The sequence below is a fragment of the Janthinobacterium salmonicoloratum genome, assembly GCF_051380845.1.
Taxonomy (GTDB): domain Bacteria; phylum Pseudomonadota; class Gammaproteobacteria; order Burkholderiales; family Burkholderiaceae_D; genus Janthinobacterium; species Janthinobacterium lividum_F.
This window is the reverse complement of the sequence record NZ_JBNYXV010000001.1, coordinates 434,515-456,417: the sequence shown is the minus strand read 5'-3', so window position 1 is coordinate 456,417 and position 21,903 is coordinate 434,515. Positions and strand designations below refer to the sequence as shown.

General features: G+C 65.0%; 20 protein-coding genes. 5 read left to right on the top strand and 15 right to left on the bottom strand.

The features are described 5' to 3' along the window. Positions 1-381 (top strand): immunity 22 family protein, encoded by a 381-nt coding sequence (locus ACQ4WY_RS02135; protein ID WP_436502617.1) that lies wholly within the window; start codon positions 1-3, stop codon positions 379-381. Here the strand turns inward: ACQ4WY_RS02135 and ACQ4WY_RS02130 are convergent. The 5 genes from ACQ4WY_RS02130 to ACQ4WY_RS02110 all read right to left on the bottom strand — a co-directional run bounded on the left by ACQ4WY_RS02130 (position 366) and on the right by ACQ4WY_RS02110 (position 6,402). Beyond that, on the bottom strand, positions 366-1,565 hold the full coding sequence (locus tag ACQ4WY_RS02130) for a response regulator (protein WP_436502616.1): 1,200 nt from the start codon (positions 1,563-1,565) through the stop codon (positions 366-368). The two genes, ACQ4WY_RS02135 and ACQ4WY_RS02130, sit on opposite strands and share 16 nt — an antisense overlap. 116 nt (positions 1,566-1,681) lie before the next feature. After that, positions 1,682-2,704: a hypothetical protein gene (locus ACQ4WY_RS02125; protein WP_436502615.1), complete on the bottom strand. Its 1,023-nt coding sequence runs from the start codon at positions 2,702-2,704 to the stop codon at positions 1,682-1,684. Then, entirely contained in the window at positions 2,701-3,720 is a 1,020-nt protein-coding gene (locus ACQ4WY_RS02120) for a hypothetical protein (protein ID WP_436502614.1), read from the bottom strand. Before ACQ4WY_RS02120 ends, ACQ4WY_RS02125 begins: the two co-directional genes overlap by 4 nt. Before the next feature lie 72 nt (positions 3,721-3,792). Next, positions 3,793-5,058, bottom strand: coding sequence for an alpha-xenorhabdolysin family binary toxin subunit A (locus tag ACQ4WY_RS02115; protein ID WP_436502613.1), 1,266 nt, complete (start codon positions 5,056-5,058; stop codon positions 3,793-3,795). Positions 5,059-5,127: 69 nt separating this feature from the next. Then, a complete protein-coding gene (locus tag ACQ4WY_RS02110; RefSeq protein ID WP_436502612.1) occupies positions 5,128-6,402 on the bottom strand; it encodes an alpha-xenorhabdolysin family binary toxin subunit A in 1,275 nt (424 codons plus the stop codon). A gap of 433 nt (positions 6,403-6,835) precedes the next feature. On the opposite strand from ACQ4WY_RS02110, the gene ACQ4WY_RS02105 reads away from it, so the two are divergent. After that, complete coding sequence (locus ACQ4WY_RS02105; RefSeq protein ID WP_436502611.1) at positions 6,836-8,908, top strand: TonB-dependent receptor; 2,073 nt, start codon at positions 6,836-6,838, stop codon at positions 8,906-8,908. 17 nt (positions 8,909-8,925) lie between these two features. Next, positions 8,926-9,471, top strand: a complete 546-nt coding sequence (locus tag ACQ4WY_RS02100; RefSeq protein ID WP_436502610.1) for an RNA 2'-phosphotransferase — start codon at positions 8,926-8,928, stop codon at positions 9,469-9,471. On the opposite strand, the gene ACQ4WY_RS02095 is transcribed toward ACQ4WY_RS02100, so the two are convergent. The 10 genes from ACQ4WY_RS02095 to ACQ4WY_RS02050 form a co-directional block, all read right to left on the bottom strand. After that, complete coding sequence (locus ACQ4WY_RS02095) at positions 9,472-10,686, bottom strand: PepSY-associated TM helix domain-containing protein (protein WP_436502609.1); 1,215 nt, start codon at positions 10,684-10,686, stop codon at positions 9,472-9,474. Then, entirely contained in the window at positions 10,686-13,163 is a 2,478-nt protein-coding gene (locus ACQ4WY_RS02090) for a TonB-dependent siderophore receptor (protein WP_436502608.1), read from the bottom strand. The genes ACQ4WY_RS02095 and ACQ4WY_RS02090 overlap by 1 nt, the downstream gene beginning before the upstream one ends. A 103-nt stretch (positions 13,164-13,266) precedes the next feature. Further along, positions 13,267-14,253, bottom strand: a complete 987-nt coding sequence (locus tag ACQ4WY_RS02085) for a FecR domain-containing protein (protein WP_436502607.1) — start codon at positions 14,251-14,253, stop codon at positions 13,267-13,269. Next, positions 14,250-14,759, bottom strand: a complete 510-nt coding sequence (locus tag ACQ4WY_RS02080) for a sigma-70 family RNA polymerase sigma factor (protein ID WP_436502606.1) — start codon at positions 14,757-14,759, stop codon at positions 14,250-14,252. Before ACQ4WY_RS02080 ends, ACQ4WY_RS02085 begins: the two co-directional genes overlap by 4 nt. Positions 14,760-14,888: 129 nt before the next feature. Continuing rightward, the gene (locus ACQ4WY_RS02075) at positions 14,889-16,007 is read right to left on the bottom strand and encodes a HupE/UreJ family protein (protein ID WP_436502605.1); all 1,119 of its coding nucleotides are present in this window, start codon (positions 16,005-16,007) and stop codon (positions 14,889-14,891) included. Then, positions 16,004-17,215 (bottom strand): tetratricopeptide repeat protein, encoded by a 1,212-nt coding sequence (locus ACQ4WY_RS02070; protein WP_436502604.1) that lies wholly within the window; start codon positions 17,213-17,215, stop codon positions 16,004-16,006. Before ACQ4WY_RS02070 ends, ACQ4WY_RS02075 begins: the two co-directional genes overlap by 4 nt. Positions 17,216-17,281: 66 nt before the next feature. Continuing rightward, positions 17,282-17,521, bottom strand: coding sequence for a hypothetical protein (locus ACQ4WY_RS02065; RefSeq protein WP_353656978.1), 240 nt, complete (start codon positions 17,519-17,521; stop codon positions 17,282-17,284). Positions 17,522-17,534: 13 nt separating this feature from the next. Next, positions 17,535-19,031: a DUF4331 domain-containing protein gene (locus ACQ4WY_RS02060; protein WP_436502603.1), complete on the bottom strand. Its 1,497-nt coding sequence runs from the start codon at positions 19,029-19,031 to the stop codon at positions 17,535-17,537. 119 nt (positions 19,032-19,150) lie between these two features. Continuing rightward, entirely contained in the window at positions 19,151-19,798 is a 648-nt protein-coding gene (locus ACQ4WY_RS02055) for an NrsF family protein (RefSeq protein ID WP_436502602.1), read from the bottom strand. Next, positions 19,795-20,385 (bottom strand): sigma-70 family RNA polymerase sigma factor, encoded by a 591-nt coding sequence (locus ACQ4WY_RS02050; protein ID WP_436502601.1) that lies wholly within the window; start codon positions 20,383-20,385, stop codon positions 19,795-19,797. The genes ACQ4WY_RS02055 and ACQ4WY_RS02050 overlap by 4 nt, the downstream gene beginning before the upstream one ends. 128 nt (positions 20,386-20,513) lie before the next feature. On the opposite strand from ACQ4WY_RS02050, the gene ACQ4WY_RS02045 reads away from it, so the two are divergent. Both ACQ4WY_RS02045 and ACQ4WY_RS02040 read left to right on the top strand, forming a co-directional pair. Next, a complete protein-coding gene (locus tag ACQ4WY_RS02045) occupies positions 20,514-21,296 on the top strand; it encodes a DUF1223 domain-containing protein (RefSeq protein ID WP_436502600.1) in 783 nt (260 codons plus the stop codon). After that, on the top strand, positions 21,296-21,901 hold the full coding sequence (locus tag ACQ4WY_RS02040; protein WP_436502599.1) for a cytochrome b/b6 domain-containing protein: 606 nt from the start codon (positions 21,296-21,298) through the stop codon (positions 21,899-21,901). The genes ACQ4WY_RS02045 and ACQ4WY_RS02040 overlap by 1 nt, the downstream gene beginning before the upstream one ends. Positions 21,902-21,903 lie beyond the last annotated feature (2 nt).

The following is a 21,903-nucleotide window of genomic DNA, read 5'->3' as shown; positions in this document are numbered from 1 at the left end:
GTGTGCTATAGCGTGCCCGTCGTCCACGTGTTTGCCTGCAGCGGGCGCTTTCCCGACTGGGAAGCGCTGCAGGCATATTTGGCGCCCACGTACACGGAGGATGGCGATGCCGTGCCGTCGCCATTCTTCCTGGAAACGGGGCTCATGCATGACGAGCCGGCCTGTGTTGAAAGCGCGATGCTGGCGTCGCCAGTGCCGCTGGCGCAGCTGCTCGACGGCGTGTCGTATGGCGACAGCTGGCTGCCACAGGCGTGCGCGGATGCGCAGGCGCAGGGCGTGCTGGCCGACACCAGCGTGTGCGTGTTTGCGCCGAACCAGCTGGCGCATCCGCAGCGCAGTTCGCTCCATTACGTGGGCAGCTACCGTTACCGGGTGGATTGATCGCCGTCCCGGCGTTCTTCATGCAAAAGCTTGTTGACGGCCGCCAGCAGGCTGGTGCCCGAGGTGGTGATGAAATGGGCGCCCGCCGCTTCCGCTTCCACACCGTAACTGGCGACCGTATCTTTGCTGCAATATACGACGATGGGTAGCGCGGGCAGCGCCTGACGCACTTCGCGCACCGTGCGCACGCCCGCATCCTTGATGCGCCGGCGGTTTTCCACCCGTGCCATGTCCGTGATGAACAGCGCATAGGGCTGCTGTTGCAGCATGGCCAGCGCCTGCTGCGTCGAGACAGCCTGGTCCACCTTGATGTTTTCCCGTTCCAGTTGCTCCACCAGCAAGGTGTTGTTGCGCGGATGGTCATCCAGCCACAGCACCAGGCTGACGGGCTTTTTCTCCGCCGGTATGCCGGCCAGGGCCGTGACTGCCACGCCCCCGTCCGGTGGATGGGCCAGCAGCAGCTGCGTCACGGCTTCCTGCATGTCCTCGAGCGATTTTTGCTGCAGACGGCTCAGTTCCGTCACGTCGATTTCCTTGCCGCTCTCCAGGCGCACGGATTCGTTTTTGACGAGGCTGTCGGCGCGCTTGATCATGATGGACAGATAAATGCGCGTCAGCAGGTAGCCGATCAAAAAACCATGCACGGAAAAGAACAGCATGATGCCGCCCACCACGGCCATGGCTGTGCCCGTATCGGTAGCGAGGCTGGGTGCGATGAAGGCGGCCATGCTGCGCGCGCTGCCGGGCAGGCTTTTGAGCTCGATCAAGCCCACGCCGACAATGATCTTGGTCAGCCAGTCCGATACTTCCACCAGGTTGGAATTGATTTCCATCGGCGCGGGCGTGCCGAGGAAGAGCGTGTTGCCGGTCCTCCCGTTAGCGTTCTCGTCCGTGCTGTGTCCCTTGCCGTTCGGGCGGTCCTCGGCTTGCGCCATGTTGACCATGCCAGAGGGCAGGGTGCGGGGAATGCCGAACAGAAATCCCAGCAGCATGCCGCTGACGCAAAAGCCCAGGCTCCACAGCAGGGCCGGCACGGCGTGGTAGTGGGGCGCCAGTACCGCCCCCCCTATCACTGCCAGCAAGCCCGCCAGCAGGATGTATAGCAGGATGAATGGCAGCGCATCTTTCTTGCGCACCGCTGCCAGCGCACTGGCGCCGGCGCTGCTGGTTTCCGGTTTGTCCACGGCCTCCCCCAATGGATGCGGCATTGCACAAGCTGCATATGCTCATCATAGGGAGTAGGGCGGCCGTGGCATTGAGACGGCGCAAAGCGGCGGCATCCCGGCTGTGCCAGTCTTTGTCAGCCGCCTCCTTGCGCCAGCGCCGCTTCGCGCGCCACCCGCGTATAGGCATTGGCCAGGTCGTGCCATTGCTGTTTCGCCGCATTCAGGTGCAGCCGCTCGAGGAAACTGCCCAGCTTGTCGTTCTGCGCCGCCTTGAGCAGGTCGAGGATGGATTGCATGTCGGTCTGCGAGGTGACGACAGCGCCCAGCAGTGCGGCCAGGCCGGTCTCGGCGCCGCGGCTGCTGTTATCGAGCTGCTGGAAAGCTGCCGAGATGCTCTGGATCGAACGCTTGAAGTCGTCGCGGATGGCATTGAACTTTTGCGGCAAGCCATCCTGGCAGTGATGCGACTGGGCCGCCTGTTCAATCTGCCGCAGCGCTTCCTGGGCCGAGCGGTCGGCCCCCTCGATGGCCAGGCGGATCTGTTCGCGATAGGCGCTTTGCTGCTGCAGCGACACCGCCAGCGCCTGCGTGCCCGCCTTCAGCTGGGCCGAACTGCGCTCCATGTCGCTGCTCAGCTGTTGCAGCGCCTGCGTCGCCGTTTGCCGCTGCTGGTCGTTGGGCCCGATTCCCTGGCGAATCTGCTCCTGCACCGCCAGCACGCGGTCGGCGTTCGCGTCAAAGGCGCGGCTAAAGGCCGGCAAGCTGTCTATCCACGCCTGGGTGGGAGCATAGGCCGTGCCCAGGTTGCCCGCATCGCGTTCCGCGCGGGCCAGCACTTGATCGAGCTGATTGCGCGTCCATGTGAAATCGACATTCTGCGACCATGTTTCCGTGGTCGTCTTGGTGCACATGCCCAGGCCCCACCACGCGTGCTCGCTGCACCAGCTGCACTGCGTGTACAGCGGGTACGGGCCCAGAGGCTGGCGCACGGTATTGCGCATATTCGCCACTTCTCGCTGGAATTGCGCCAGCTGGCGCAGCGCGTTTTCCAGCGCGGCGGTATTGCTGTTTTGCGCCATGGCGGGCGCATGCAGCAGTCCCAGCGCGAGGGTGGCCATGGCCAGCAGATGCAGCAGACGTGCGGCGGCGCGCCTCATGGCTGCCGTCCCGCCGCGGCGGGCGGCGCGGGGAAGTCGACCAGCGAGTTGCTGGCGTAGCGTTGCGCGGCGGTGATGAGCGCCTGCCACAGGGGAAAGGCCATGGCGCTGGCCAGTGTTTGCGCCAGCCAGCTGTCGTTGCCCAGTTCCGCGTCGTTGGCGTCGGCTGCCAGCTGGGTCGTACCGGAACCGAGAGCGCTCCACGCCGTGCGCAAGGCGTCCAGCCAATGGATAAGCTCATCGATAGCCGCTTCCAGCCAGCCGCCATTGGCCAGCAGCAGGTTGACGCCTTCCAGTTGCAGTCGCAGCTGCTCGGACAGCGCCGTGTCGCGCGCCAGCTGCTCGCGCAAGGCGTGCAACTGCGCTTCCAGTTCCTTTTTCTTGTGCCCGCTGAACAGGCCCAAGTGCGCCAATTGTTCTTCTATCGATGCGATGGCTGCCTGCAAGCGCCCCAGCGCCTCTTGCTGCGCCTGCAGATCGGTGCCCGTCTGTGTTGCCAGCTGGGCCAGCGCCGCATTCGCCGGCAAGACGCCATCCTTCCATTTGTTCAAGCCCTGCATCAGGGGGGCAATGGACGCGCGCGCTTCTTCCACCATCGGTCCCAGCGCATGCAGTATTTCGCGCCTGTCGCTGGCGACAACACCTGCCTCCAGCAGTGATTGTTGATACGACAGCATGCTGGCAGCCGAACTTTTCAGGCGCAAGACAAACCACACCAGGCCAGCGTACAGCATGGCCGGCGGCGTGTTCTGCGCCAGGGCGTCAGGCGAGGTGACCAGCAGGGCACGCAAGCTTTTCGGCGTGCCAAAGCGGGCGGCCTCGTCCGCTACGGCTTGCGCCGCCGCTGCCAGCGGCTTGTCCGGGCCGGGCTGCTGCTTGTCCGCCTGGACTATGTAGTACGTGAGGTGATCCCAGGCGCTGCCGCCTTCAAACGCCAAATGGGGATCGCCATCATCAACAGTTTGCCGCAGCGCCGCCTGTTGCACTGCCAGCGGATATCCGAATTGTCTCGACATGGTGTTTGCCTTTCTGTAAGCCAACGATCGGTATGTTTGCCCCCCGGTGCCTGAGCCGGGGGGCAACTGTCATCAAGCGGCGCGCTGGTTTTCCGACAAGTGCTGGCCGAATGCGAGGTTGTCGTAGTCGACCAGCGACTGCACGGTAAACTGCTTGGCGCTGTCATCGATGGCTTGCCAGGAATCGATGGCCAGCTTGGCTTTCGCCTTGACGAGGAAAGGCATGCTGCCCACGTTCGATTCCGTGATGCTGTTGCCCAGCGTGATCATGTCCGTATTCATCTGCACCCACACGCCTTCCACCGTTTGCAGGCTGCCGAGGAATTTGGACATGGCCGGCCCCACGCGCGCCATCTGCGTGTTGAAGTCGCCCAGGTCGCTGCGCAGCCGCTGTTTCTTTTGCAATTCCTGCGTCTGGCTGCTGATCTGTGTGCAATATTCGTTGTAGGCGGCGCGGTTCTGCGCCGCCTTGATGCCCAGCCCGACGCCGGTGGCGATGGCGGCTGCGCCGCCCACCAGCAGCGAGACGCCGCCCGTGAACGGCGCCAGCAGGCCGCCGATCAGCGCGCAGCCGACGGACGCCGTGACGGCGGCGATGGTGAAGTCGCGCCAGGCCTTGTAGGCTGCATCGCGCAGTTTCTCCAGCTCCACGATCTTCGTTTCCAGGCCGCCGATGGTGCGGTTTACATTCGCGATCATCGTCGACGAACTGCTGGTAAATGCCTGCAGTTTGCTGTTGTATTCATTCATTTTCTGTTCGAACAGACCCAGCTTCCTGATCAGTGCCGCCACTTCGGCCGACATTTTTTGCGCCAGCGGTATCGGCCCCATGGTCTGGTCGAACAGATAGGCTTTCAGGTTCTCCACCTGTTCCTTGGGAGGCAGGCCCGGCAGTTCATCGATCACGCTTTGATAGCCGCTCACCAGCTTGGTCGAGGTGTCATGCACGCGCTGGCCCAGCCATACTGTGTGCGTGTAGATTTCTGTCGGCGGCGTCGGCGTGGCCAGCAGGCCGGGATTCTTGATCAGGGCCGCGCGCAGGCTTTTCGGGTTGCCGAATTCGGTGGAGGCGTTTTGCACGCTTTTCATTGCGCCGATGCAATCGAGTACCGTCTGCGAGCCATCGACGGCGCCGTACTTGCTTTCGAAATCGCCTTTGGTGATGGGCAATTCGGTGGCCGAACCCACATAGGCTTGCAATTCGATCCAGCTATCGCTGAACAGGGCAAACTGGCTCTTTTGGCCGGATTGGGGATTGGCCGGCGTGGTCAAGCCTGGCGGCGGGTCGATCGATGGCGTGGCGGCGGTATTGGCGGTATTAATAGCGGTAACACTCATGGTAGTTCCCTTCAGTGATCAGGTCAGACTGCGTGGAAGTACGGAAAACAGCTACTGAAAACGCTGGCGTCAGGCGGCGAGCCTGCCCGCCAGTTGCTGCTGCCAGTCGGGCTGGTCTGGCGGCAAGCTGGCGCCAAAGCCGATCAGATTGGCATCGACAAAGGACCCGGTAACAAACGCCTTCAAGGCGTTGTCGAGCGTGCGCCAGCCATCGGCAGCCTTGACCATCTCGGCTTCGCGCAGCCATGGTCCGGTGTGCAGGTTGTCCACGCTCAAATCGCTGGCGCGCGCGCCCAGTTCCCGCGCCGATGCGCTCCAGGCCGCTTGCACGCTGCGCAACTGGCCCAGGATGCCGTTCGATGCCGGCAGCGAGAATTTCATCAGTTCATCGAGCGCGCCCAGGTCGCTGCGGTAGCACGCGCGCTTGGCGAGGAAGGCGCTCTGCTCGTGTACTTCCTGTACCAGACCATCGTATTTGCCGCGCGCCACGCCGGCTGCCGCGCCCAGCGCCGCTGCGGAGAGGGCCACGCCGCCGCCCGTGACGGCCGAACCGATGGCAAAGCTGCCGCCGCCCGTGGGTACGGCCAGGATCACCATGATGGCAATGCCGATGATGCCGATGACGGCGGGCACGATGCAGGCGGAAATAGTCAATGCCAGCCATTTCGAATAGGCGGCGTCGCGCGCGCGCTCCAGATCCCCGATTTTCTGCCCCAGGGCGCCGATTTCCTTGTCGAGTTCAGTGCGCGTCTTGGATGAGCGTTCGGTGAAGGTGCGCATCAGCAACTGGGCTTCGTCCAGCGCTGTTTCGATTTGTTCGAACTCCGCGATCAACTCGCCGATTTGCGCGATGGTGTGCTGCATATTGTCGAGTATCTGGCCATTGTCGAGGAACAGGCTCTTGATGCCGGCCGTGGCGTCGGCCGCCGATTCGTGGCGCGCCATCTCCGGGATGCTGCGCAAGGTCGACGACAGCGTAAAGGCATCGCGGTGCGCCCGCTCCACGGTCCAGACGGTAGCGGAAAAGGCATCGTTTTTCGGACGCGTGCCGCTGGCCAGGAAATTCGGGTCGTGCAGGATCTTTGCCCGCAGGCTGCTGGGACTGCCGTAGCGTTCGGCCGTCTGGCGCAGCTTGCGCATGGCGTCGAAGCATTCCTTCATTTGCGAACCGGACGAAGCGTCGCCGTAGCGCTGTTCGTATTCGCCGATATCCGACGGCAGGGCCAGCACGGCCTGGATGCGCGTCTGCAGGTCGATCCACTGCTGCGAGGCCAGCACGAAGCGCTGGCCATCCGGATTGTCGCCCGGTATCAGCAGAGTGGAAGAGGGCAGGAACAATGTCATGTAGTTCTCCAGTTCAAAGTGGTCGCCAGGCCGCGCCGTGCAGGCGTGCCGGTGTCTGACAATATGGAAAAAACCAAAGACTTTGCCGCAGCTGCGCCAGCCTGCATGGTCGACATGGCAGGGCGTCGCGTAGACGGCGAAATCACAGCGACAGCCCTGATGCGCGCGGCGGTGCGGCGCGGGCGAAAGAGCGGCAGGCATGGCAGGAGATGCTGGCGGGCCGGTCTTGTGCGCGGATTCTGAGAGGTAGTATGCACTTTTTTATATGGCGACATTCTCTCTAAAGATAACCTCTCGTCTATTTATTTTATTGTTTGAAAACATGTGTTTTGCAGCTTGATTTTGCGCAAATGTTTGAATCCGAACGCCGGTGTTTTGCGTATCTTCAGAGGCGAGTCACAAGCAGTTGTTTTCAGGATGAACGGGAGAAGAAATGCAATCGAGGAAAATCCCTTTGGCATTGGCCTGGCTGGCCATCCAGGCCAGCGCATGGGCGGAGCCGCCTGCCGCCGCGGTGCCTGATGCCGTTGCCAATGAGGCGCGCACCGTACGCGTGACGGGCCACTATGACAACGCCGTCGGCACGTCGGACGCAGCCAGCCAGGGCGTCATCACCAGCGAATTGATCGTCAACAGGCCCGCCTTGCGCACGGGCGAATTGCTGGAATTCGTGCCGGGGCTGATCGTCACCCAGCACAGCGGCGACGGCAAGGCCAACCAGTATTTCTTGCGCGGTTTTAATCTCGATCACGGCACGGATTTCGCTACCCACGTCGACGGCATGCCCGTCAACATGCGCACGCACGCGCATGGGCAAGGCTATTCCGACCTCAATTTCCTCTTTCCTGAGCTGGTACAGCGCATCGACTACAAGAAGGGACCGTATTTCGCCGACGAAGGCGATTTTTCCTCGGCCGGTGCTGCGCGCATCCGCCTGGCCGATAAATTGCCGCAAGGCCAGGCCAGCGTGTCCATCGGCCAGCACGGTTATGTGCGCGGCGTCGTGGCCGATTCTTTTGATGCAGGACAAGGCAGCTTGCTGTACGGCCTGGAAGTCAACCGCAACAACGGTCCCTGGGACGTGCCGGAAAAGGTGCGTAAATATAGCGGCGTGCTGCGCTACAGCCAGGGCACGGCGGAGGCTGGCTTCAGCGTGACGGGCATGGCGTATCACAACAGCTGGAACGCCACCGACCAGGTGCCGCTGCGTGCCGTGGAGTCCGGCCAGATCGGCCGTTTTGGCAGCCTGGCACCCAGCGACGGCGGCGACACGTCGCGCTACAGCCTGTCGTATGCCATGCGCCAGCGCACGGAGAACCGCTTGTTCGAATTCGATGCGTACCTGATCCGCTCACAGCTGGAACTCAATAGCGATTTCACCTACTTCCTGGCCAAACCGGCCACCGGCGACCAGTTCCAGCAAAGCGAACAGCGCACGGTGGCCGGCGTGAACACCAGCGAAAGCTGGACCACGCAGCTGTTCGGTCTTCCCCTGCGCAACAAGCTCGGCGTGCAGGCGCGTGTCGACCGGCTGTCGCCCGTGGGCCTGTACAACACGGTGCAGCGGGTGCGGCAAGGCACGGTGCGCGAAGACCGCGTGCGTGAGGCCAGCATCGGCGTGTATGGCGAAAACACGGTGCAATGGCTGCCGTGGCTGCGTTCGGTGGCGGGCTTGCGCTACGACGCCTACCGTTTCAAGGTCGACAGCAGCGTGGAGGGCAACAGCGGCACGGCACAGGACCACGTGGTGTCGCCGAAGCTGTCCCTGATCCTTGGCCCATGGAGCAAGACGGAATTCTTCGTGAACTATGGAAAAGGTTTTCATAGCAACGATGCACGGGGCACGACGCAGACGCGCCTGCCCGATGGCGAGGCCGCCACGCCCGTCACGCCCCTGGTGCCGACGAAAGGCATGGAGCTGGGCGCGCGCACGGAATGGCTGCCGGGCTTGCAAAGTTCGCTGGCCCTGTGGCGTCTCGATATCGCATCGGAACTGCTGTTCGTCGGCGACGCAGGCGAGACGGAAGCGAGCCGCGCCAGCCGCCGCCACGGCGTCGAGTGGAACAACCATTATATTGCCGCGCCGTGGCTGCTGTTCGACCTGGACTTGGCCGCCTCGCGCTCGCGCTATACGCAACATGATCCTGCCGGCAACCATATTCCCGGCGCCATCGGCAAGGTGGCCTCGTTCGGTGTGACGGTGACGGACCAGGGCCCGTGGTCGGGTGCCTTCCAGCTGCGCTACTTCGGCCCCCGTCCCTTGATCGAGGATAATAGCGTGCGTTCCGAATCGACCACCCTGGCGTATGCGCGCGTGGCATATCAGTGCAACCGCAAGACGCGGCTGTCGCTCGACGTGTTCAACTTGTTCAACAAGCGCGCCAGCGACATCGATTACTACTACGCGTCGCGCCTGCCCGGCGAGGCGACGGACGGGGTGAGCGACCGGCATTTTCATCCGGTCGAGCCCCGTTCCGTGCGCCTGACCTTGTCATATGCGTTCTGATAACGGTAAACTGGGGCATGACAGATCATTTAGTAAATACCAGTAAATTTCTTTCCCTCATACTGCGCCACGCGCCTGAAAAAATCGGTCTCGTACTCGATGCCCAAGGCTGGGCCGATATCGGCCAGCTGCTGGCGCAAGCGGCCCAGCATAGCCGCCGCCTTTCCCGTGAACAATTGGATGACGTCGTGGCGCGCGACAGCAAGACGCGCTACGCCATCAGTGCAGACGGCATGCGCATCCGCGCCAACCAGGGCCACTCGCTGGCCGCCGTCGATATTGATCTGCCACCTGCCACGCCGCCCGCCGTGCTGTACCACGGCACGGCCAGCCGCTTTGTCGAGGCGATCCGCGCCGGCGGTTTGCTGCCGGGATCGCGCAACCACGTGCACCTGTCCAGCACGCACGAAACGGCCGTGGCCGTCGGGGCGCGCCATGGCAAGCCCGTCGTGCTGACGGTGGATGCGGCCGCCATGCAGGCGCAGGGGCACATGTTTTATGTGTCGGACAATGGCGTGTGGCTGGCGGACGCTGTGCCGATGGGGTTCATCGGCTTTCCCTGATTAATGAATGAGGGCCTTGACCTTCGCCTTGCCCTGGCGCTTACGACGCCAGATCAGCACGCCCGTCACGCTGAGGCCCGCTACCAGCACGCCCATGGCGCAAATGAACAGTTTGAAAGGCCAGCCCCACATCGAGGCCATGTGCAGGGCGCTGATCCAGCTGCGGATGGTGTCGCCGCTGGCCGCGCCCGTGGGCAGCCAGGTGGCCAGCTGCCGGCCGCTGGCCGCGTCGAAAAAGACGGTGGTGAGACCCTTGTGGGCGCGCACGTCGCGGCTGCTGCGTACCTGATAGCTGTACACGCCCAGTTCGCGTTCATAGGCCAGCGCGTTTTCCTCGAGGATGGCGAACGCGTGCCGGCGCGCCAGCTCGTCCATCAACAGGCGGCCTTGCGCGCGCGCGGCCGGCCAGTCCAGGTGCGGCCCCGGCGATGGCGTGTGCCGCGCCACCACTTCCTCGGCCCCCTGGTGGGGAAATAGCGGATGCATCACGGCCGCATATGCGCCGTACAGGTTGAAGGCGACGCCGCTCCAGGCAAACACCAGCAGCATGGCCCATAGCCACAGGCCGCCCGCGCGGTGCAGGTCGAACACCAGTTTATAGTTGCCGCCATGGCGGCGCAGCAGCCACGATGGGCGCCAGCGCAGCAGCCAGGGCTTGCTGCCCGGTGAGCGTTTTTTCAGGCGCGCGGGGAAGGTCAGGGCGGCGCCGATGAAGCAGTCGACCGTCCACACGATGGCGATGAGGCCGAAAATCAGCAAGCCCGTATCGCCCAGCGCCAGCGCGTAATGCAGGCGCTCGAGGAAGGGCAGCAGGTTGATGGCGCCCTGGCCGATTTCGCCCCAACGACGCTGGCCCAGCACGGCGCCCGTGTAGGGATCGACAAACACTTCATCGCTGGCCAGCGGCGAGTCGCCCGCCGGGCGCAGGTAGAACACCATGCTGTGGCCTGGCGGCGCCGACAGCGGGGCGTAGCGCACCTGCGCCCGGGGAAAGCGCGTGGCGATCCTCTCGCGCAGCAGCAGGGCGTCGAGCGGCGCGGCGCCTGGCAAAGGCGGCACCACGCGGAAGACGGCGGGCAGCAGGGCCGCCTCCAGTTCATCCTTCCACGCCAGCGCGCTGCCCGTGACGCCCGCCACGACGAGGAAGCCGGCCATCAGCAGGCCGGCATAGCGGTGCAGCGCCGCCAATGCAGGGCGCATTTGCAGCGACGGCATCAGAAGCGATACATGGCGCTGACGTTGGCCGTGCGTTCGGCATTGCGGTAGCACAGGCCCGGCAGGTAACCGCAGTCATACAGGGTCTGCTTGTTGAGCACATTGTTGACGTTGAGGGCAAACTGCCACGGCCCGCGCGACACGCCCAGCGCCGCATCCCACTGCGTCAGGCCGCCATTGCGGATGTTCAGGTTGTCGCCGTCGGAGTTCGAGCGCATGGCGCCGAGAAAGCGCATGCCCAGCGCCGCATACGCGGGTAGCGCCGTGCCCAGGTTGAAGGACTGGCGCGCCCAGGCCGAAGCGCTGTGGCGTGGCGCGCCCGATTGCTGCAAGCCCAGGTCGCCGTTATTGCTCTTCCTGACCTCCGTATCGAGGTAGGTGTACTGCGCGATCAGGCTCAGACGATTGGCGAACTCCGTGCGTGCTTCCAGCTCCACACCGCGCGAGCCCACTTGACCCGTTTGCTGCAGGCGGCCCGGGTTGCCGATGTCGGAGGTGGTGACGTTGTCGCGCACCAGGTCGAATATGGCGGCCGTGTAGCTGGCGCGCTGGCCCACGGGTTCGTAGCGCACGCCCGCTTCGAACTGCTTGCCGCGCGACGGCTTCAAGGCGTCGCCGTTTGCCGTGATGCCCAGTTCGGGCGAGAACGAAGTGGCGTAGCTGACATACGGCGCCCAGCCGCCGTCGAACAGGTAGACGGCGCCCAGGCGGCCCGTGGTGGCCGATGGCGACTGGTGGTAGTCGGGCTTCACGGTGCCGCTATTGAGGTCGGTGACGTCGCGCGACTGCGTGACCTTGTCGCGGCGCAGGCCTGCCGTCACGACCCAGCGGTCCCATTTCAATTGATCCTGCGCATACAGGCCCAGCTGGCGCGATGGCGCGTCGGCGCGCGTGGGCGCCTTGGCCGCAACCAGGGGCTGCTTGCCATACACGGGCTGGTACAGGTCGAGCGGCTCGATAAAACCCTTCTGGTGGCGGTAGTCGTCCGTGTTGCGGATATTCGCGTAATCGACGCCCAGCAGCACCTGGTGCGCCAGGCCGCCGGTGGCAAACTGCGCCTGCAGCTGCGTGTCGGCGAACAGGCTTTTCGACGCCGTATCGACGGGCATGAAATAGCGTTCCACCGTGCCATCGTCATTCAAGCCCAGGGGGAACATATCCGTGCGGTCGTTCTTCAGGCGCGTGTAGCGCAGGTTCTGGCGCAGCGCCCAGGTATCGTTGAATTTATGTTCGAACTCGTAGCCCAGCATGGTGTTGCGGCGCTTGAAGCGGTTGTCGTCGCCCATCAGGTTCACACCCGGATTGACCTGGCCGCGCGAGCCCGGCGCCAGCAGCTGGTTGGGAAACGCGTACTGCTGGTTGTCCTGCTCGTAGCGGGCCAGCAGGGTCAAACGCGTGGCGGGACCCGCCTGCCAAGTCAAGGACGGGGCAAGATACAGGCGGTTGTCGCGGTCGCGCTCCAGTCGCGTGTTCGCTTCGCGGCCCAGCATGACGACGCGGTAAGTCCAGGCGCCTTGCGCGTCCAGCGTGCCGCCCACGTCGGCCTTCAGCTGGCGGCGCTGGTAGCTGCCGTACTCCACGCCCACTTCGCGCACGGCGTCGGCGCTGGGGCGCTTGCTGATGGCGTTGACCATGCCGCCTGGCGGAATCTGCCCGTACAGCACGGACGCGGGGCCGCGCAGCACTTCCAGGCGTTCCAGGCCGTATGGCTCGATCGAGGCGCCAAAGGTGCGGCCCGAATTGCGCAAGCCATCTTGCAGGATGCCGTTCGTTTCGATGGTGAAGCCGCGCAGCAGCGAGGAATCGTCGCTGCCCAGCGGGCGCTGGTTCGGCGTCACGCCGGCCGTGTAGCGCAGGGTTTCGTCGAGCGATTCGGCATTGCGGTCGCTGATTTCATCGGCCGTGACGACGGATACGGATTGCGGGTTTTCATTCAGGGCCGTATCCGTCTTGGTGGCCGACGCGGCGCGCCGCGCCACATAGCCGCGCACGGGGCCCGTGGCCGTTTCGCGTTCGCTGCTGGCATTGATGGTGATGGCGGGCAGGGTGGCGCTGGCCGGCGCCTGTGCCGCCTGTGCACCTGCCGGCGTTGCCGGTGTCTCTGCGCGCAGCGCATACGCGCCATTGGCGCCCGCCACCACGCGCACGCCCTGGCCGCGCAGCAGTTCCTCGAAACCCTGGCGCACGGTGTAGTTGCCCGTCAGGCCGCCGCTGCGCTTGCCCTGCAACAGGGCCGCATCGGCCGACAGTTCCACGCCGGCGGCGCTGGCGAACGTGGTCAAGGCCCTCTCCAGCGATCCGGCGGGAATCGTGAACTGGCGCTGCGCTTGCGCATTCTCAAACGTCTGCGCGTGGGCGGCGCTGGTCGTGACGGCCAGGGCGCCCACGACGGCGCCTGCCAGGAACAGGGCCTGGATGGCGGTGGCGAGGGGGCGCGGACGCAGCTTGCGCGCGGGTGGGGTCAGGCGAGGGGGCATGGTACAAATCCTTGGAAAGTGGCAGGAAAAAATTGCTTCTTCCCGTATTCCGAACGAAAAGTCAAAACCCTCAACTTTTTTTCACTTATTTTGCATTTATTTTTCAGGAGGCCTGGCGCGGCCTCACGCTGACCCAGTAGCGCGTGCGGTAGCTGAGCTGCACGGGCAGGCTCAGGGCCAGGTTGGCCAGTGAGCGGTCCGTGTCGCGCAGCGAATACACGCCCGTCACGCGCAGGCCGGCGATGGATGCGTCGCAGCGCAGCACGCCGTGACGGTAGCGCCCCAGCTCTGCCACCAACTGGTCAAGGCGCATGCGTTCGGCCACCAGGCTGCCATCCGCCCAGGCGGCGGCGCTGTCTTCCACCTGGCCGATGTCTTGCACGTCCAGGCGCGTGTAGCCGGCCCGCTGGCCCGCCTGCAGGTGCAGGGAGGGGGCGCCGTCCTGCGACGGCTGCAGCGCGACGGCACCATGGAACACGGCGACCTTGCTGGCGTCAGCATCGAGGCGCACGGAAAAACGCGTGCCCAGCGCCGTGGCCGTGCCCTGCGGCGTTGCCACCAGCAGCGGGCGGTAGGTGGACGTCGCTTCATGGGCGCTGGTGACGAGGATGGCGCCCGCGCGCAGCACGATGCGCCTTTCATTGGCGCTGTAGTGCACGTCGATGGCACTGGCCGTGTCCAGCACCACCTGCGTGCCGTCGGCCAGCACGATGGCGCGCGTCTCGCCCACGGCCGTGCGGTAATCGCTGGCAGCGCGCTGCCACAGGCTGGACTCGTGCGCCAGCAGGGCCGTGCCGCCGCCCGCCGCGATAAGGCCCAGTAGCTGCAAGGCGCGCCGGCGGCCGATGGCATGGCGCGGCGCTGGCGCCAGCGCGCCGCGCGCCACGTCCCGGGGCAAAGCCTCGAATTGCCGGGCGAAGCGCTGCAGCCGTGCCCAGGCCCGTTCGTGCTCCGGGTGCGCGGCGCGCCAGGCGGCGCAGGCGTCGGCATCGGCCGCGCTGGCGTCTTCCGCCCACAGCCGCGCCATCCACTCGGCGGCGCGCTGCAGCACGGCGGGGGCGATGGGCGCGCCGTCCAACTGGGGGCTCATGCGAATTGTGCCGCGCAGCAGGCCAGCAAGGCGCGGGCGATGTATTTCTCCACCGAGGAGACGGAAACCTCCAGGCGCGCTGCGATGTCGGCGTAGTTTTTGCCTTCCAGTTTGCACAGCAAAAAGGCGTCGCGCACCTTGGCTGGCAGGCTGGCGAGGATGGCGTCGATCTCCATCAGCGCTTCGACGATCAGCGCGCGCATTTCCGGCGTCGGCACGAGCGCTTCCGGCTGCGCGGCGATGGCGTCCGCGTAGGCCGATTCGATATGCCGGCGGCGGAACAGGTCGACCACCAGGCCGTTGGCGATCTGCGCCAGGTGCTGGCGCGATTCCACGGGGGCGGGCGCGCGGCCCCGCGCGAGGATGCGCAGATACGTGTCGTGCGCCAGGTCGGCCGCATCGAAGGCATTGCCCAGCTTGCGGCGCAGCCAGCCCTGCAGCCAGCCGTGGTGGTCGCTGTAGAGGACTTCGATTTGTCGGTGCAGTTCCAGTTCGGGGCCTAGCATGCAACCTTTCCATGCCATGGTCCGCGGGACAGTCTGGCCTTGATGCGATTGAGAATTGTTCGTATTGTAGCCCGATTGCGCGCTCTTGTGACTGGCTAGTGGCGGCCCAGCAACGCTAGCGGGCAGCCATCAAGCTGAAATCAGCTTGATATCGGCAACTCTCTCCACCAGCCACACGCACGCCACCAGCGCGATGGCCAGCGAACCGACCGTCAGCACTTGCTGGTACAACCATGTCTTGCGCAGCAGCCAGGCGAGGGGCAAGAAGGCGGCGACGATGGCCAGTTGTCCCAGCTCCACGCCCACGTTGAAGCCCAGCAGGCTGGCCAGCAGGGAGCCTTGGGGCAAGCCCAGGTCGCGCAGCACGCTGGCGAAACCGAATCCATGGATCAGGCCAAAGGCGAAGGCCGCCACGGGGCGTTTGCCCCGGAACAGCGGCAGCAGATTGTTCAGCGCGGCCAGGATCACGGAAACGGCGATGGCTGACTCGACCCAGCGCGAGGGCAGGGATACGAGCGACAGGCTGGCCAGGCTCAAGGTGATGGAATGGGCGAGTGTGAACGCCGTGACAACTTTCAGCACATCATAGAAGGCCGCCTTCAAGCCCTGCTGTTGCTCGCGCAAGCCCGGCAGCAGCACGGCCGGCAGCAGCAGAGACAGTAAAAACAGGATGTGGTCGTAGCCGATCCAGATATGCCAGATGCCGTGCTTGACGTAGGCGCCGAACTGCGCCAGGCGGTCGGGCGTGGCAAGTGAAATCGTCTGGCGCGGGCTGTCCGGATCGAAGATGGCCGTTTGCGTGTTGCCATCGCTAGCGAGTTTCAACAGTCCCTTGTGCTGTGGGTCGAGGTCGGCGAACAGGGTGTAGCCGATGGTGATACTGGCCGGGGCAGCACCTGGGCAGCTGGCCTGGAAGCGCAGCACGCTGTAGGCGCCGTCCGTATGATGGTCGATCAGCTGCTCGACGGCTTTCAAGGGGCAGACGCCCTGGTCGCTAGCCACTTGCAGGCGCTGCAGCGCGTAGGCGGCAATCGCCTCGTGGCGCGCGCGGAGTTCATCCCACGTCAGGGCGCCGTCGCCATTGCCATCGAGGCCGATGGCAAAATCGAGGTCGCGCAGGGCGATATCCCATTGCCCCTCGACTTGCCGGCCGTGCACGCTCAGGCTCAAATAGCTGTCGCTGGGCTTGTGGGCTTGCGCGGGGGACAGCCAGGCGCACAGCAGCAGGATGAAAAGGCAGCGTTTCACAGTACACCTGCTTTCTTTGCTGCACTGCGTTTCTGCCCATCCTGCGGCCCCAGCTGCCTGACGAGGCGCTGCAGTGCCACGTCTTCCACGCCATTGGCCGCGATCCAGGCCAGCACGGCTTGCGCGGCCCCGTAATTGCGCGCGGCCAGGGCCGCTTCGAGCAAGATGCGCATGTCGGGCACTTCTTTCTGGATGGTCCAGTTCTGCTGCGCCAGTTGCAGGGCGGCGGGGATATCCTGTTGCAAAAACAGGGTGTAACGGGCTTGTTCGCGTTGGTGTACGGTGTCGCCCCGTTGCATGGCGGCGTTGAAGCGGGCTGCCAGTTCCGCTTTTGCCGCCAGGAAGGCGGTCTGCCGGCCGGGCAGAGATCGCAGGGCCAACGCGTAACGCAGCAGCAGGGCGTCGATGCGCTGCTGGTCTTTCAATAAGGTGACGACTTCCTGCGGGCGCTGCCGGTCGAGCAGAAAATCCGCATAGGCGCCCAGCAAATAGCTGTCGCGCGGCTGCCGCGCCAGCGCCTGCTGGTAGCGCGCTTCGGCGATGGCGCTCTCTCCGCGCCGCGTGGCCATTTCCGCCAGCAGGGTTGCGGCCCAGCTTTCCAGTTCGGGTGCCGCGCCGGCGCTCCTCTGCAAGGTCAGGTCCAGCAAACGCTCGCTGCTGGCGGCGCGGCCCGTGACGCTGGCGATATTGGCAAGGCAGGTGACGGTGACCAGCTGTGTTGTCAGGGCGGACAGGCGCGCGCAGCTGGCCGTCGCTTGCGCGTAGTCGCCTTGTACGGTGAGCACGGTGGCGCGCGTAAGCCAGGCCTGGGCGTTTTGCGGCTGCTGCGCGATGACGGCATCGAGGTCTTGCAAGGCGGGGCCGAAATGATGGGTGCTTTGCAAAATGGTGGCGCGTAGCAGCCGCACGGCCACGGGCGCCGCCGCCTGCCGCCACCAGGGCGCCAGTGCAGCTTGCGCATAGCCCAGGTAGCGCGGGTCCGTTTCGCTGCGCGCCAGGGAAATATAGCGCTGCGCCAGGCTGGTGGCCAGGGCCAGGTCTTGCGGCGTCGCATCGAGTTGCTGGCGCAGGCCGCGCAGGGCGAGTTGCGTGGCGTCGGCGCGGCGCGGCAGCTGCTCGACGACGGCGCTGCCATCTTTCGGCGTGTAGGGCGCGGCCCATGCCAGCAAGGGCAGGCAGGCGCACAGCAGGGAAATTAGTGTTTTCATCGTGGACGCCATCGACAGGAATTTGCACAGGCGCCGGAGAGTCGCCTCTCCGGCGCCTGCAGAGGCTTACAGCGGCACCGGCTCCGTATTCTCCGGTGACGTCGCCACGATGGCGTCGATGGCCACGCCATCCTTGTCATCGCTGGTGGTCATAATGACGTTGTTGACGGCCACATAAAACGCATCGAGCAAGACCACGGGTGGCGGCGTGCTGCCGCCATTGTCGCCGCCGTGGCTGCCGCCGCCACCGCAGCCGGCCAGCAAGGCCGTGAGCGCCAGGGCGCCGTATACATAGAGCTTTTTCATCGCGTTCTCCTTGTTACAGCTGCGGCGAGCCGGCCACGGGTGTTTTCAGGTAAGGGAAACCTGCCGTGAACGCGGTTTCATCGAGGAAGGCGCCGTCCGTGAAGTGCAGGCCGCCGGCGGGTGCGTCGGCCGGGGCGCAGCCGATGTTCAGGGTGCACAGCTTGCCCATGGCCACGCGCAATACCACGTCGACCACGTCATCGCCGGGGCGGCGGCCGTTCGGGAAGCCCGCATTATCGCCGCCGATGACGCCGAGGCGGTTTTGCGCGCCGACGTTGGTGGCCGCGATCGAGGTGTTCAGGCGCAGCATTTCAGACGCGACGACCGTTACTGGCTGGTTCACGCCCTTGATGCCCGTCAGGAAAGTGGCCACCAGGTCGTTGCGGGGGAAGTTGGTGGGCGCCTTGGCACCTGCCGAGCCGAACAGCACTTCCACCAGCGCCGGCGCCGTCGGGTTGGTGACGTAGTCGGCAAATTGCGCGTCGCTAGAGGGCTTGCTGGCGTTGAAGCGGTCCTTGTCCTTCAAGCCGATGACCAGTTCATTCACCAGCGGCATGCCCAGGCGCGACACTTGCACCCACGCGCCACCTTCCTTCGACGCCGCGGTGGTGCCCGGCGCCGGGTTCAGCAAACGGCCCTGGCGCAGGCTGGCCGTGGTCCAGCCGCCGATGACGGGGTCGCTGCCAGCCGTCAGGCAGGCGGTCGGCACTTCCATCTCGATGGCCGTGACGTTCTTACGCGCCAGGTCATCCTTGGCAGCGGACTCCGCATTCGCGGCAAACTCCGTGGCGGGCGCCTTGATGTTGATCAAATCGAACGTTTCGCCCAGATTCACCACGAAGGGGTCCTTGCGCTGGCCGACGAACAGGCGCGCCGGCGTGGTGCAGCCGGGGATATTCACCGTATAGACGTGCTGTGCGGCATACGCGGCATAGTTGGGGATGGCCTTATTGCCGATATTGTCGACGGGCTTGTCGAAGGTCGTCCCGCCACCGCTGGCGTTGGTGACGGCGCTCCTCGTGCCCGTGCGGCGGTCGCCCCGCACCACCGTCACGCTGTAGGTTTCGCGCACGTTCAGGCCGGCCGGATTGACGGAATCGATGGCGCCGCCGTTGATCACCAGCGGAATCGAGACTTTCTTGCCGCCCACGGTGAACTGGCCATCCTTGATGGTGTTGCTAAAGCGGAACTGGAAGGTGAGGTCTTCCTTGCCGTCGCCATTGTTGTCGATATGGATTTCATACAGGGCGTTGGGATCCATGGCGAAGTAGTTCGGGCCGCCGTAGGCGTCTTGCAAGGGAATATAGTCGGCCACCAGGGTGGTGTAGGCGCCGCGGCCCGCTTCATAGCTGCGGAACATATAGAAGTCGGTGGCGTCGACTTTGGGGTTTTGCGTGATGAACGGCGCTTCGCGGTGGCTGGAGGCAAAAGCGGGCGGGGCAATGGCCGCCGCCAGAAAATTGCCCAGGATGGCTGCGCCAAGCGCGGTTTTCGATATTGACAAAGACATTTCGATTCTCCCGATTTTTGTTAGCGTTGACAGACAAGTCCAAGAAACTGCAGGCTGCCTGACTTGTACGAACGGGGGGAGAGAACGGATTCAAATCTTTGGCAAGGGCCTCCAGTGCCTTACCAGGCCAGCACTTTGGGGCCGATGGCCGCACCGATGGCCGTCGGCACCAGCATGCCCAGCACGTACCAGAAGCCGACGAAGCTGGCCGCCAGCTCCGGGCAGTGCAGGCAGTACACGAGCGCCGCCATGGCGCCGGCGGCAAACCCTGCAGCGGCCCCCGCCAGGCGCAGCCGCGTGGGAGCCAGCTGGCGCATCAGCCGCAGCACGGCGGCCAGGATGGGCAGCGAGAGCAGGGCGATCAGCCAGGGGCAGCTGCGCCAGGTGGCGCCCCAGAACAGCTCGGCGCGCTGCTCGGGCGGGGCTTCGTTCAGGATGATGGCGCCCAGCGCCCACATCAGCAGCAGCGGCATGGCGAGCAGCAGGGGCAGGGCGCGCGTGTTGGCGCCCGGCACGCACAGGCGGCGGCTGACCTGCCAGGCCGTCAGGCAGAGGCACGCGACAAAGCCCACCTTGATCCAGAAGTCGGGCAGCAGTGCTAGTTGTTCCAGGTTGGGGCGCATGCCCAGTAGCATGGCCATCAAGGCCACGCTGGCCAGCACGCCGGCGCCCAAAGTGCCTGCGGCGCGCCAGTGCGTGCCGGGCGGCGGTGCAGCGGACACGTCGGGGCCGCTGGCCAGCATGGCGATCAAGTCATCGGTTTTCATGGTGCGCTTCCTTCACTCCTTAAATTGGCTGCCAGTGCCTTCAAGCCGCGGTGCACGGCCACCTTGACGCTGGCTTCCGACATCTGCATGGCGGCCGCCGTGTCGCGCACGGACCAGCCGTCGAGCTTGGTATGCACGATGGCGTCGCGCTGCTGCGCCGGCAAGGTAGCCAGCAGCTTGCCCAGGTCGCGGCTGGCCTCGTTTGCCTCGGCATCGGCGCTGGAAAACAGTTCCTGCGCGCTATCTTCTTCGTCATACGGCAAGTGCTGCGCCTCGCGCCGCCCATGCCGCCGCAGCCAGTCGATCAATTTGTAGCGCGCAATCGCATGGATCCACGACGTCAGCGGCACCCCCGTGTCATACGTCAAGCGCTGGTTGTGGATGGCCAGCAAACATTCCTGCACCAGGTCTTCCACCTCGTCCGGCCAGCGCTGCAGGCGGCGCCGCAAAAACGCGCGCAAATGGCTGCTGGTGGCCTGCAAGAAACTGCGATACGCCGCCGCATCGCCATCGAGCCCGCGCAGCATCAAGCCATGCAGCCGCAATTCCGTGCCGTGCAACTGCTCGCTAACGGGTATTCGTTGCATGCAGGCCTTTGGTGACAGGCGTTGAAAAAAATAACTGGAATTATTTTCTGGCGGCTGTAACCAATCCGCAGGGTGCGGCGAATTGACAGGCAAGCACGCTTCTTCATTCAATATACCGGTGAAAGACCATGGACATCAAGCACCGCCTGGCAATACTTCTACTTCCCGTCCTGGGCATGAGCGTGGCGGCCGGTCAGCGCTGCGCCGTGCAAAGCGGACCGCAGACGGCGGCGCTGGTGGAGCTGTACAGCAGCGAAGGCTGCTCCAGCTGTCCGCCCGCCGACCAGCGCCTGAACGCCTTGCGCAAGGAAGCGGGGACGGCCAGCCTGATCGTGCCGCTGGCCTTGCACGTCACGTACTGGGACCAGATCGGCTGGACGGACCCGTTGGCCCAGGCGCAATTCGATGCGCGCCAGGCCGAGCTGCTGCGCCACCAGCCGCGCCATGTGGCCTACACGCCCCAATTTTTCGTCGGCGGCACGGAGTTGCGCAGCTGGGATACGCAACTGCCGGCCGCCATCCGCCGCATCAACGCGACCGCAGCGCCCGTCGCTATCGGCCTATCCGTCACGCCGGGGCCGGGTGGGAAATTATTGCTGGAAGCTAATGCCAACGCGCCGGACGCGCAGATGGGCGGCCAGTTGTACCTGGCCATCAGCGAAAGCGCCATCGTCTCGAAAGTGCTGCGCGGCGAAAACCGGGGCGCCACCCTGCATCACGATGCGGCCGTGCGCTTGTGGCTGGGGCCAGTTGCGCTGGCGCAAGGCCGCGCCCAGTTGCGCCGCGAAGTCAATCTGCCCGCCAGCTGGCGCCCCGAGCAGCTGCAGGTGGTTGCCTTCGTGCAGCGGGCCGACAGCAGCGCCATCCTGCAAGCCGTTAGCACGGCGCCATGCGCGAAAGGGGTACTGTGATGCATGAGCCTGCCGTTTCCAGCGCCGTGATCCACCCCGCCTGGCTGCGCCTGATGCACTGGCTCAATGCCGTGGCCGTGGTCGTGCTGGCCAGCAGCGGCTGGCGCATCTACAACGCGGCGCCATTCTTCCCGTTCGAACTGCCGCGCGCGCTGACCCTGGGCGGCTGGCTGGGTGGCGCCCTGCAATGGCATTTCGCCGCCATGTGGCTGCTGGTGGCCAATGGCTTGCTGTATCTGGTGATCAACATCGCCTCGGGCAGGCTGCGGCGCCAGTTCTTTCCCTTGTCTCCGCTCCTGTTGCTGGCCGATTTCATGGCTGCCCTGAAAGGCAAGCTGGCGCATGCGGACCCACGCCACTACAACATGGTGCAGCGCGCCGCCTATCTGTTCGTCATGCTTGACTGCATCGTGCTGGTGCTGTCCGGCCTGGTGCTATGGAAATCCGTGCAGTTTCCCATCCTGCGCGAGCTGATGGGGGGCTACGAAAGTGCGCGCCGCGTGCATTTCATCGCCATGGCGCTGCTGGTGGGCTTTGTCGGCGTGCACTTGCTGATGGTGGCGCTGGTGCCGCGCACCTTGGTCGCCATGCTGCGTGGGCGCTAAAG

What these genes read in the sequence shown, in the direction of transcription:
- ACQ4WY_RS02060 (WP_436502603.1), bottom strand. Translation starts at nt 19,031, where the DNA reads ATGTCTTTGTCAATATCGAAAACCGCGCTTGGCGCAGCCATCCTGGGC.
- ACQ4WY_RS02045 (WP_436502600.1), top strand. Translation starts at nt 20,514, where the DNA reads ATGGACATCAAGCACCGCCTGGCAATACTTCTACTTCCCGTCCTGGGC.
- ACQ4WY_RS02055 (WP_436502602.1), bottom strand. Translation starts at nt 19,798, where the DNA reads ATGAAAACCGATGACTTGATCGCCATGCTGGCCAGCGGCCCCGACGTG.
- ACQ4WY_RS02115 (WP_436502613.1), bottom strand. Translation starts at nt 5,058, where the DNA reads ATGAGTGTTACCGCTATTAATACCGCCAATACCGCCGCCACGCCATCG.
- ACQ4WY_RS02085 (WP_436502607.1), bottom strand. Translation starts at nt 14,253, where the DNA reads ATGAGCCCCCAGTTGGACGGCGCGCCCATCGCCCCCGCCGTGCTGCAG.
- ACQ4WY_RS02110 (WP_436502612.1), bottom strand. Translation starts at nt 6,402, where the DNA reads ATGACATTGTTCCTGCCCTCTTCCACTCTGCTGATACCGGGCGACAAT.
- ACQ4WY_RS02095 (WP_436502609.1), bottom strand. Translation starts at nt 10,686, where the DNA reads ATGCCGTCGCTGCAAATGCGCCCTGCATTGGCGGCGCTGCACCGCTAT.
- ACQ4WY_RS02050 (WP_436502601.1), bottom strand. Translation starts at nt 20,385, where the DNA reads ATGCAACGAATACCCGTTAGCGAGCAGTTGCACGGCACGGAATTGCGG.
- ACQ4WY_RS02105 (WP_436502611.1), top strand. Translation starts at nt 6,836, where the DNA reads ATGCAATCGAGGAAAATCCCTTTGGCATTGGCCTGGCTGGCCATCCAG.
- ACQ4WY_RS02090 (WP_436502608.1), bottom strand. Translation starts at nt 13,163, where the DNA reads ATGCCCCCTCGCCTGACCCCACCCGCGCGCAAGCTGCGTCCGCGCCCC.
- ACQ4WY_RS02040 (WP_436502599.1), top strand. Translation starts at nt 21,296, where the DNA reads ATGCATGAGCCTGCCGTTTCCAGCGCCGTGATCCACCCCGCCTGGCTG.
- ACQ4WY_RS02070 (WP_436502604.1), bottom strand. Translation starts at nt 17,215, where the DNA reads ATGAAAACACTAATTTCCCTGCTGTGCGCCTGCCTGCCCTTGCTGGCA.
- ACQ4WY_RS02080 (WP_436502606.1), bottom strand. Translation starts at nt 14,759, where the DNA reads ATGCTAGGCCCCGAACTGGAACTGCACCGACAAATCGAAGTCCTCTAC.
- ACQ4WY_RS02065 (WP_353656978.1), bottom strand. Translation starts at nt 17,521, where the DNA reads ATGAAAAAGCTCTATGTATACGGCGCCCTGGCGCTCACGGCCTTGCTG.
- ACQ4WY_RS02120 (WP_436502614.1), bottom strand. Translation starts at nt 3,720, where the DNA reads ATGTCGAGACAATTCGGATATCCGCTGGCAGTGCAACAGGCGGCGCTG.
- ACQ4WY_RS02100 (WP_436502610.1), top strand. Translation starts at nt 8,926, where the DNA reads ATGACAGATCATTTAGTAAATACCAGTAAATTTCTTTCCCTCATACTG.
- ACQ4WY_RS02125 (WP_436502615.1), bottom strand. Translation starts at nt 2,704, where the DNA reads ATGAGGCGCGCCGCCGCACGTCTGCTGCATCTGCTGGCCATGGCCACC.